The sequence below is a fragment of the Salinicola halimionae genome, assembly GCF_003206065.1.
GTDB lineage: Bacteria > Pseudomonadota > Gammaproteobacteria > Pseudomonadales > Halomonadaceae > Salinicola > Salinicola halimionae.
Genome location: NZ_PZJQ01000004.1, coordinates 644,119 through 655,132, shown reverse-complemented (window position 1 = coordinate 655,132; position 11,014 = coordinate 644,119). Strand labels below are relative to the sequence as shown.

Sequence of the window (11,014 nt, the reverse complement as noted above, 5' to 3'; positions counted from 1 at the left end):
TGCCTGGCTCATCGATTACCGACTCATCGACTCATCGACTTACCGGCTTACCGGCTTACCGGCTTACCGGCTTACCGACGTTACCAGCCGGTGGCAGCTTTCAGTGCATCACCAATCTCGGCGAGTGAACGCACGGTTTTGACGCCGGCATCTTCGAGCGCCTTGAACTTCTCGTCTGCAGTGCCCTTGCCACCGGAGATGATCGCGCCGGCATGGCCCATGCGCTTGCCCGGAGGCGCGGTAACACCCGCGATGTAGGAGACCACCGGCTTGGTCACGTTAGCCTTGATGTAGGCTGCCGCTTCCTCTTCGGCGGTACCACCGATTTCACCGATCATCACGATCGCTTCGGTCTGCGGATCCTTCTCGAACATCTCGAGGATGTCGATGAAGGTAGAGCCCGGGATCGGGTCGCCGCCGATACCGACACAAGTGGACTGGCCGAAACCGTGATCGGTGGTCTGCTTGACCGCTTCGTAGGTCAGGGTGCCCGAGCGAGACACGATACCGACGCGGCCCGGCTTGTGGATATGACCCGGCATGATACCGATCTTGGTTTCGCCCGGCGTGATCACGCCCGGGCAGTTCGGGCCGATCAGTCGAACACCCAGCTCGTCGCACTTGACCTTGACGTCGAGCATATCCAGCGTCGCAATGCCTTCGGTGATGCACACGATCAACTTGATGCCAGCATTGGCGGCTTCGAGGATCGAGTCTTTGCAGAACGGCGCCGGCACGTAGATGACGGACGCTTCAGCGCCGGTCTTCTCGACCGCTTCCTTGACGGTGTTGAACACCGGCAAACCGAGGTGTTCCTGGCCGCCTTTACCCGGCGTCACACCGCCGACCATATTGGTGCCGTAGGCGATCGCCTGCTCGGAGTGGAAGGTCCCCTGTCCGCCAGTGAAACCCTGGCAGATGACCTTGGTGCTCTTGTCGATCAGGATACTCATTACTTGCCCTCCGCCGCTTTGACGACCTGCTGAGCCGCGTCAGTCAGGCTGGTAGCAGCGATGATGTTCAGTCCGCTGGAGGCCAGTTTTTCGGCACCCAACTCGGCGTTGTTCCCTTCCAGACGCACCACCACCGGCACGTTGACACCGACCTGCTCGACGGCACCGATGATACCTTCTGCGATCATGTCGCAACGCACGATGCCGCCAAAGATGTTGACCAGCACGGCTTTGACGTTGGTATCGGAGAGGATGATCTTGAACGCTTCCGCCACGCGCTCCTTGGTTGCGCCGCCGCCAACATCGAGGAAGTTGGCCGGGCTGCCGCCGCTGAGGTTGACGATATCCATGGTTCCCATGGCCAGGCCTGCGCCATTGACCATGCAGCCGATGTTACCGTCGAGCGCCACGTAGTTGAGCTCAAATCGCTGAGCGTGGGCTTCGCGCTCGTCTTCCTGAGACGGATCGCGCATCGCCTGCAGATCAGGATGGCGATACAGGGCGTTGGCGTCGAGGTTGATCTTGGCGTCGAGGCAGTGAAGGTTGCCCTCGTCAGTGATCACCAGCGGGTTGACCTCCAGCAGTGCCAGATCCTTGTCGAGGAACAGCTTGGAGAGACCCAGGAAGATCTTGGTGAACTGCTTGATCTGGTCCTTGTTCAGACCCAACTGGAACGCCAGCTCGCGAGCCTGGTACGGCTGTGCACCGACCAGCGGATCGATCTCGGCCTTGAGGATCTTCTCGGGCGTTTCCTCGGCCACTTTCTCGATCTCGACACCACCTTCGGTGGAGGCCATGAATACGACGCGGCGGGTAGCGCGATCGACTACCGCACCCAGATACAGCTCGCTGGCGATATCGGTGCAGTTTTCGACCAGAATCTTGGCAACCGGCTGACCTTTTTCGTCGGTCTGATAGGTCACCAGGTTCTTGCCCAGCCACTGCTCGGCGAATGCCTTGGCTTCTTCCGGGCTCTTGATCAGCTTGACGCCACCGGCCTTGCCGCGACCGCCTGCGTGAACCTGTGCCTTGACGACCCACTTGTCGCCACCAATTTTCTTGCAGGCTTGTGCGGCTTCATCCGGCGTGTCGACGGCGAAACCCTTGGACACTGGAAGACCGTAATCGGCAAACAGCTGTTTGCCCTGATACTCGTGAAGGTTCATCGATTCATGCCATTAGGTTGCATGTGACTCGAATGGCAACGAGCCGGTCAACCGGCCCGTCACCCCCGTGCCATCCCGGCGGAATGGCAGCTAGTGCAAAAAGCGCGAGAGAATGACTTACTTTCGCTTCTTGCGATTGGCCATGTGGATGGCGTGCCCGTCGACGGCCAGAGCGGCTTCGTGCACGGCTTCCGACAGCGTCGGATGCGCGAAGCAGGTCAGAGCCAAGTCTTCGGCACTGGAGCCGAACTCCATCGCGATCACGCCCTGAGCGATCAATTCGCCGGCGTGCTGACCTAGAATGTGAACGCCGAGAACGCGATCGGTTGCCGCATCGGCAATGACCTTGACCATGCCTTCCGGTGCGTTGTTGGCGAGCGCACGTCCACTGGCCGAGAACGGGAAAGCACCAGTCTTGACTTCGATGCCCTGTTCCTTGGCCTGTTGCTCGTTGATACCCACCCAGGCGACTTCCGGCGCCGTGTAGATGACGCTGGGAATGGCGTCGTAATTCATTTCCGGCTTCTGGCCAGCGATGATATCGGCCACCATCACACCCTCTTCGGAGGCCTTGTGCGCCAGCATCGGGCCACGCACCACGTCGCCGATGGCGTAAACGCCGGAAACATTGGTGCGGCACTGATCGTCGACGAAAACGAAACCGCGCTCGTCGAGCTTGACGCCCGCCGAATCGTCGAGCAGCTTGTCGGTATAAGGCTTGCGCCCGACACAGACGATCAGCTTGTCAAAGGTCTGTTCCTGCTCGCCATTGCCGTCGGTGTACTTGACCACGACTTCGCGAGACTTGCCCTTGCCCTTGATCTCGGAACCGGTCACCCGAGCGCCCATCTTGATGTCCAGGCCCTGCTTCTTGAACAGCTTCTGGGCATCCTTGGCGATCGCCTGATCGACCATCGGCAGGAAGGTGTCCAGCGCTTCGAGAACGGTGACTTCACTGCCCAGCCGGCCCCACACGCTACCCAGCTCGAGCCCGATGACGCCGGCCCCGATCACGCCGAGACGCTTGGGCGCTTCGGTGAACTCCAGCGCACCGGCGGAATCGACGATGATGTCTTCGGTCATCGGCGCCGGCGGAATGTTCACCGGCACGGAACCGGAGGCGATAACGACGTTATCGGCCTCATAGGTTTCGGTCTTGCCGTCGTGGCCGGTCACCTCGACCTTCTTGCCATCGAGCAGTTTTCCGGTGCCTTCCAGCGCGGTGACGCCGTTGGACTTGAACAGCATGCTGATACCGCCGGTGTTCTTGGCGATGACGCTGTTCTTGAACTCCATCATCTTTTTCACGTCGGTCGCCACGTCACCGACGTTGATCCCGATCTCGGCATAATGATCGCGGGTCTCGACGAACTTGTGCGAGGTTTCGAGCAATGCCTTGGAAGGAATGCAGCCCACGTTCAGGCAGGTGCCGCCATGAACCGTCTTGCCTTCCTTGTTGACCCACTTCTCGACACAGGCCGTCTTGAGGCCCAACTGAGCGGCATGAATCGCGGCGACATAGCCTCCAGGGCCCGCGCCAATGACGATCACATCGAATTTATCGGCCATGAAAAATATCCTGTTCACTTCGTTTGCCATTCGCCGGGTTTGCCCGGCGAATCGACAGTCGGATGGTTGAGTCGAATGCGCTTAGATGTCCAGCAGCAGGCGCGCCGGATCTTCCAGCAGCGACTTGATGGCCACCAGGAACTGGACCGCGTCCTTGCCATCGATCATGCGGTGATCGTAGGAAACGGCGAGATACATCATTGGACGAATCTCGACCTTGCCGTTCACCGCCATCGGCCGTTCCTGGATCTTGTGCATACCCAGGATCGCGGTCTGCGGCGGATTCAGGATCGGGGTCGACATCAGTGAGCCGAAGATACCGCCGTTGGTGATGGTGAAGGTCCCGCCCTGCATGTCATCGATGCCGAGCTTGCCATCGCGGCCGCGTTTGCCGAAGTCGCCGATCGCCTTCTCGACATCGGCCAGCTTCATGCTGTCGGTGTCACGCAGCACCGGCACGACCAGACCCCGCGGCGTGGAAACGGCAACGCCGATATCCTGATAGCCGTGATAGACGATGTCGGTGCCGTCGATGGAAGCGTTGACGTCCGGGAAGCGCTTGAGTGCTTCGGTCGCCGCCTTGACGAAGAAGCCCATGAAGCCGAGCTTGACGTCGTGTGCCTTGAGGAAGGTGTCCTTGTACTCGCTACGCAGCGCCATCACCGCGCTCATGTCCACTTCGTTGTAGGTGGTGAGCATGGCGGCGGTCTGCTGGGCCTGGACCAGACGCTTGGCGATGGTCTGGCGCAGACGGCTCATCGGCACGCGCTGTTCGGGACGCTCGCCCTCGATCGCCGGCGCAGCCGCCGCTTTCGGAGCAGCCGCAGCCGCCGGCTTGGCGGATTTCTTCGCCGAACCGTCGTCGATCGCTTTCTGCACGTCTTCCTTCAGCACGCGACCGCCCTTGCCGGTCCCTTCGATCTTGCTGACGTCGAGATCGTTTTCGGCCGCCATCTTGCGCGCGGCCGGCGCCAGAATCTTGCCATCAACCTTGGCATCCTGCTCACCGTCGCCAGCCTGATCCTGGTTGCCGGTAGATTCTTCGGCAGACGCTTTTCCGCTGTCCGCACCTTCACCACCACCGCCCTCGGTGAAAACGGCCAGCAGCGCTTCGGACTCGACGACTTCGCCTTCCTCGACCTTGATCTCGGCAAGCGCGCCGTCGGCCGGCGCCACGACTTCGAGCACGACCTTATCGGTTTCGATCTCGGCCAGCACTTCGTCACGTTTGACCGCTTCGCCGACCTTCTTGGTCCAGCTGGCGACGGTGCCTTCCTGAACGGATTCGGGGAAGCTCGGCGCCTTGACATCATGGCTCTTGCCAGAGGCCGCGGGCTTATCCTTGGCAGCCGGCTTTTCTTCATCCGCCGACTTGCCCTTGTCGCCCGACTCGGCTTCGCTCTTGGCGCCGGCGGAGGGCTTGTCCTCGCTCTTACCGCCTTCGGAAGCCGCGCCGAGGACGCCCAGCACCTGTTCGGACTCGCAGGTATTGCCTTCCTCGATCTTGATCTCGGAGAGCGTGCCCGCCTCGGGCGCCACCACTTCGAGAACGACCTTGTCGGTTTCGATCTCGACGATCAGTTCATCGCGCTCGACGCTATCGCCCACCTTCTTGTGCCAGGTGGCAACCGTTCCCTCGGCAACGGATTCGGGAAAACTCGGCGCTTTGATATCAGTAGCCATGTCGTATCCTTAGTCTCTTTTCTCTCGCGCCTGTCTCAGCGGCAAGGCGCCTTACGCGTTGAAAGCGTCGTCGACCAGCTGGCTCTGTTGTGCCACATGGACAGACATATAGCCTGCGGCCGGGGCAGCAGATGCCGGACGACCGGCGAACTTGAGGCCGTGATCCAACCCCTCGCGGACCATGCTTGCCACCAGACGCAGATGATGTTGGCTCTGATACCAGGCACCCTGGTTGAGCGGTTCTTCCTGACACCAGACGACCTGCTCCAGATTCGGATAAGTCTTCAGCGCTTCCAGCAGTTCGTCCTTGGGGAACGGATAGAGCTGCTCGACACGAATGATCGCCGTGTCGTCACGCTCGTTCTCGGAGCGGTAGGTCGCGAGGTCATAGTAGACCTTGCCCGAACAAAGTACGGCCCGCTTGACCTGCTGCGGGTCACGCTCGCCGATGTCGGGAATGACCATCTGGAAGCGGCCTTCGGACAGCTCCTCCATGGTCGAAGTCGCATCCTTGTGGCGCAGCAGGCTCTTCGGCGACATCACGATCAACGGCTTGCGCAGCGGACGAATGACCTGACGTCGCAGCAAGTGGAAAATCTGCGCCGGCGTGGTCGGTACGCACACCTGCATGTTGTGCTCGGCACAAAGCTGCAGGAAACGTTCGAGGCGAGCGGAAGAGTGCTCTGGTCCCTGTCCTTCGTAGCCGTGCGGCAACAGCAGGGTCAGACCACAGAATCGCGCCCACTTCGACTCACCCGAAGAGATAAACTGATCGACCACGACCTGGGCGCCGTTGAAGAAATCTCCGAACTGCGCTTCCCACACGATCAGCGAGTTGGGCGCCGTGGTGGCGTAACCGTATTCGAACGCCAGCACGGCCTCTTCCGACAGGAACGAATCGTAGATGGCAAAAGCCGGCTGATCGTCCTTGATGTGCTGAAGCGGAACATAGGTCGACGCATCGGCCTGATTATGAACCACGGCATGACGATGCGAGAACGTGCCCCGCCCCGTATCCTGCCCGGTCAGGCGCACCGGATGACCGGCATCGACCAGCGTGGCATAGGCCAATGTCTCGGCGAAGCCCCAGTTCATCGGCTGGCTGCCGGCGAGCATCTTGCGACGCTCTTCATAGACACGAGATACCTGGCGCTGCACGTCGATACCGTTGGGAATCTCGCTCATCTTCTGCGCCAGCTGCGTCAGATGCTCGAGGTCGCAGCTGGTATCGGTATTACCGCTCCACTCGTGGCCGAGATAGGGCGTCCAGTCGACGAACAACCCGGTATTGGGCTGTTTGACCAGCGCGTTGGCGACGTGATTACCGGCCAGCAGATCGTCACGATACTGCTCGCCCAACTGCTTGGCCTGATCCTCGTCCAGCACGCTTTCCTTGATCAGCTGCTCGACGTAGAGCGTGCGCGTCGACTTGTGCGACTTGATCCTGGAGTACATCAGCGGCTGGGTGCCGGAGGGCTCATCCGCTTCGTTATGACCGCGACGGCGATAGCAGACCAGATCGATGACCACGTCGCGCTGGAATTCCTTGCGATAGTCGACAGCAACCTGCGTCGCGTGCAATACCGCTTCCGGATCGTCACCGTTGACGTGCAGAATCGGGGCCTGAACCATCTTGGCGATATCGGTACAATACTCGGTGGAACGCGCGTCGTCGGCCCGCGACGTCGTAAAACCGACCTGATTGTTGATCACGATATGCAGCGTACCGCCGGTCTTGTAACCGCGGGTCTGCGACATCTGGAAGGTTTCCATCACCACGCCCTGGCCGGCGAAAGCCGCGTCACCATGCACGACGACCGGCAGCACCTGCTTGCCGTCGTCATCCTGGCGGCGATCCTGGCGGGCACGAACCGAACCCTCGACTACCGGCGAAACGATCTCCAGATGTGACGGATTGAACGCCAGCGCGAGATGAACTTCACCACCGGGCGTCATCACATTGGAACTGAAGCCCTGGTGATATTTGACGTCACCGGACCCCTGCTTGATCTGTTTCTTGCCGTCGAACTCGTCGATCAGCTCCGATGGGCTCTTGCCGAGGATGTTGACCAGCAGGTTGAGACGCCCACGGTGGGCCATGCCAATGACCACTTCCTTGACGCCGTAGTTGCCGCTGCGCTGGATCACCTCGTCCATCATCGGAATGAAAGACTCGCCCCCCTCCAGACCGAAACGCTTGGTCCCGGGATACTTGGAGGCGAGATAGCTCTCCAGACCCTCGGCCGCCGTCAGCCGCTCGAGCAGATGCTCCCGCTCGCTCTGGCTGTACTTCGGCTTGGAGCGCACTGATTCGAACCGCTGCTGCAGCCAGCGCTTCTCTTCGGTATTGACGATGTGCATGAACTCGCAGCCGATCGACCGGCAGTAAGTCTGCTCCAGCGCCTCGACGATCTCCTTGAGCGGCGCCTCTTCCTTGCCCAGAAAGAACGAGCCGGTCTGAAACGCGGTGTTCATGTCGGCCTGGGTCAGGTCGTGAAAGGACAGATCGAGATCGGGAACGGTGTCCGGCTTGCGCAGACCGAGCGGGTCGATTTCGGCGCGCTGATGGCCACGGAATCGGTAAGCATTGATCAGCTGAAGAACCTTGACCTGCTTGCGGTTCTCGCTGCTGCCGGTAGCGGCCGATACGACAGGGCGACGCTCGCGGGCCAACTGGTAGAACTGCTCCCGAATGGGGCTGAGAGGAACATCTTGGGAGGGAGTGCCTTCCAGGCGCGGTAGCTGATCAAACGCTTGGCACCACTCATCGGGGACAGTCGCGGGGTCATTCAGATACTGCTCGTAGAGCGCTTCCACATAGTGAGCGTTGCCGCCGCTCATGTGAGAAGTGCGCCACATCAACTCCATTATGCCTTCTTGCATCTCTTGTTCACCCTACACTGATGGGGTGTTGTCGGCGCCGGTCGCGGTTGCGCGCCTCGGCGTCACTCCGGAACCGTCGCGAGACGGCCAACGACCATGTCTTCAAAACCATGGCATGATCGTTAAAAGCCGATGCACAAGGCACCGGCCAACATCTTGAGCTGAAACCGACTGCGACATCGCGCCGCAGTCGACAGCGTGGCGACATGATAACAAGCCAAGCGCTACGATTTAAGTCGTAGATGCCGCCTTCGACGAGTTAGGTGGCGTTGGACAGCAACATTTCGCGAATTTTGCCGATCGCCCGAGTCGGATTGAGCCCTTTCGGACACACCGCCACGCAGTTCATGATGCCGCGGCACCGGAACAGGCTGAACGGATCTTCCAGTTCGGCCAGCCGGGCCTGGGTCGCATTGTCACGAGAGTCCGCCAGGAAGCGATAGGCCTGCAGCAGACCCGCCGGCCCCACGAACTTGTCCGGGTTCCACCAGAAGGACGGGCATGACGTCGAGCAGCAGGCGCACAGAATGCACTCGTACAGACCGTCGAGCTTGTCACGCTCTTCCGGCGACTGCAGACGCTCGATCGCCGGTGCCGCGGTGTCGTTCTGCAGATACGGCTGCATGCGCTCGTACTGCTTGTAGAACAGCCCCATGTCGACCACCAGGTCGCGCATGACAGGCAGACCCGGCAGCGGACGCAGCACCAGCTTGTTGTCCTTGACCACGCCCGACAGCGGCGTGATACAGGCCAGACCATTGGTGCCGTTCATGTTCATGCCATCGGAGCCACAGACGCCTTCGCGACAGCTACGGCGAAACGCCATCGAGCTATCCTGATCCTTGATCATGGTCAGGATGTTGAGAACCATCAGATCGCGCCCTTGGGTATCGATCTGAAACTCCTGCATGTAAGGCGCGGAGTCGGTCTCAGGGTTGTAGCGATAAACGGAAACCTGAAGATTGGACATCGTTGACAACCCCCTTAGTAGGTACGGATCTTCGGCTCGAAAGTATCGACCGTCTTGGGCGTGAAGTTGACGTCACGCTGGGTGACGGTCTTGTTGCCCGGATGGAAGATCGAGTGCTTGAGCCAGTTGACGTCGTCGCGATCCGGATAATCGTAGCGCGAATGGGCGCCCCGGCTCTCCTTGCGCTCCAGCGCCGCGATAGCGGTCGCTTCGGCGACTTCCAGCAGATTGTCCAACTCGAGCGCTTCGACACGAGCGGTATTGAAGACGTCGGACTTGTCGCCCAGATGTGCCTGCCCGATACGCTCGCGCAGCTCTCCCAGTTTCTTGACGCCTTCCTGCATGTTGTCTTCTTGACGGAACACGCCAAAAGCGTTCTGCATGGTGTTCTGCAGCTCGGTCTTGAGCTCCGAAACCGACTCGCCACCGCTGGATTCGTTCCAACGTGCCAGCCGGCTCGTGGCGCGCTCGACATCGGAAGCGGAAGCATCGAGGTAGTCGATCCCTTCGCTGAGCGCCTTGTCGATGTAGATACCCGCTGCACGACCGAACACCACCAGATCGAGCAGCGAGTTGCCGCCCAGGCGGTTGGCGCCATGGACCGACACGCAGGCGGCTTCGCCACAGGCAAACAGACCATTGATGATATGGTCGTTGCCATCGCTGTCCTGGGTGATGGCCTGACCATGCACGTTGGTCGGAATACCGCCCATCATGTAATGACAGGTTGGCGTGACCGGAATCGGCTCCTTGACCGGATCGACGTGCGCGAAGGTCTTGGACAGCTCGACGATACCCGGCAGGCGCTTCATCAGCACCTCTTCGCCCAGGTGATCCAGTTTGAGCATGACGTGATCGCCATTCTCGCCGCAGCCGCGGCCTTCCAGCACTTCCATCACCATCGAGCGGGCTACCACGTCACGGCCGGCCAGGTCCTTGGCGTTGGGCGCATAGCGCTCCATGAAGCGTTCGCCATCCTTGTTGATCAGATAGCCGCCTTCACCACGACAGCCCTCCGTCACCAGGGTGCCTGCACCGTAGATGCCGGTCGGATGGAATTGCCACATTTCCATGTCCTGCATCGGGAACCCGGCACGCAGCGCCATGCCAATGCCGTCGCCGGTATTGATCAGCGCGTTGGTGGTCGACGCGAAGATGCGCCCCGCTCCACCGGTGGCCAGCACGGTCGCCTTGGAGGTGACATGGACGATTTCGCCGGTCTCGATGCAAAGCGCGATGCAACCCACGACATCGCCATTGGCGTTCTTCACCAGATCGATGGCATACCACTCGTCCAGAAAGACGGTGTTGTTTTTCAGGTTGTTCTGATAGAGCGTATGCAGCAGTGCGTGACCGGTACGGTCGGCGGCGGCGCAGGTTCGCGCCGCTTGGCCGCCCTTGCCGAAATCCTTGGACTGACCGCCGAACGGGCGCTGATAGATACGACCGTTGTCGAAACGCGAGAACGGCAATCCCATGTGCTCGAGTTCGAACACCGCCTTGGGGCCTTCGGAGCAGAGATACTCTGCCGCATCCTGGTCGGCGATATAGTCGCCGCCCTTGACGGTATCGTACATGTGCCAGCGCCAGTCGTCGTCGGGATCGGCGGATCCAATGGCACAGGTGATGCCCCCCTGGGCAGAGACCGTGTGGGAGCGGGTCGGAAACACCTTGGACAGCACGGCGGTCTTCTTGCCGGACTTGGCCAGCTCGAGCGCCGCTCGCAGGCCGGAACCGCCACCACCGATGATGATGGCGTCGAAAGACAGGTTACGCATGGTAGACATGGA

At 60.6% G+C, this 11,014-nt stretch carries 7 protein-coding genes; all 7 read right to left on the bottom strand.

Annotated features, from left to right (window positions below; genetic code table 11):
• Positions 1-80: 80 nt before the first annotated feature.
• The 7 genes from sucD to sdhA all read right to left on the bottom strand — a co-directional run bounded on the left by sucD (position 81) and on the right by sdhA (position 11,011).
• Positions 81-953 (bottom strand): succinate--CoA ligase subunit alpha, encoded by an 873-nt coding sequence (gene sucD / locus DOM27_RS08870; protein WP_110655669.1) that lies wholly within the window; start codon positions 951-953, stop codon positions 81-83.
• On the bottom strand, positions 953-2,119 hold the full coding sequence (gene sucC / locus DOM27_RS08865; protein ID WP_110655668.1) for an ADP-forming succinate--CoA ligase subunit beta: 1,167 nt from the start codon (positions 2,117-2,119) through the stop codon (positions 953-955). Before sucC ends, sucD begins: the two co-directional genes overlap by 1 nt.
• Before the next feature lie 117 nt (positions 2,120-2,236).
• Positions 2,237-3,688, bottom strand: coding sequence for a dihydrolipoyl dehydrogenase (gene lpdA, locus DOM27_RS08860; RefSeq protein WP_110655667.1), 1,452 nt, complete (start codon positions 3,686-3,688; stop codon positions 2,237-2,239).
• 81 nt (positions 3,689-3,769) lie between these two features.
• Positions 3,770-5,371, bottom strand: a complete 1,602-nt coding sequence (odhB, locus tag DOM27_RS08855; protein WP_110655666.1) for a 2-oxoglutarate dehydrogenase complex dihydrolipoyllysine-residue succinyltransferase — start codon at positions 5,369-5,371, stop codon at positions 3,770-3,772.
• Positions 5,372-5,422: 51 nt separating this feature from the next.
• Complete coding sequence (locus tag DOM27_RS08850; RefSeq protein ID WP_110655665.1) at positions 5,423-8,254, bottom strand: 2-oxoglutarate dehydrogenase E1 component; 2,832 nt, start codon at positions 8,252-8,254, stop codon at positions 5,423-5,425.
• Positions 8,255-8,513: 259 nt separating this feature from the next.
• Positions 8,514-9,224 (bottom strand): succinate dehydrogenase iron-sulfur subunit, encoded by a 711-nt coding sequence (locus DOM27_RS08845; RefSeq protein ID WP_110655664.1) that lies wholly within the window; start codon positions 9,222-9,224, stop codon positions 8,514-8,516.
• A gap of 14 nt (positions 9,225-9,238) precedes the next feature.
• Complete coding sequence (sdhA, locus tag DOM27_RS08840) at positions 9,239-11,011, bottom strand: succinate dehydrogenase flavoprotein subunit (protein WP_110655663.1); 1,773 nt, start codon at positions 11,009-11,011, stop codon at positions 9,239-9,241.
• Positions 11,012-11,014 lie beyond the last annotated feature (3 nt).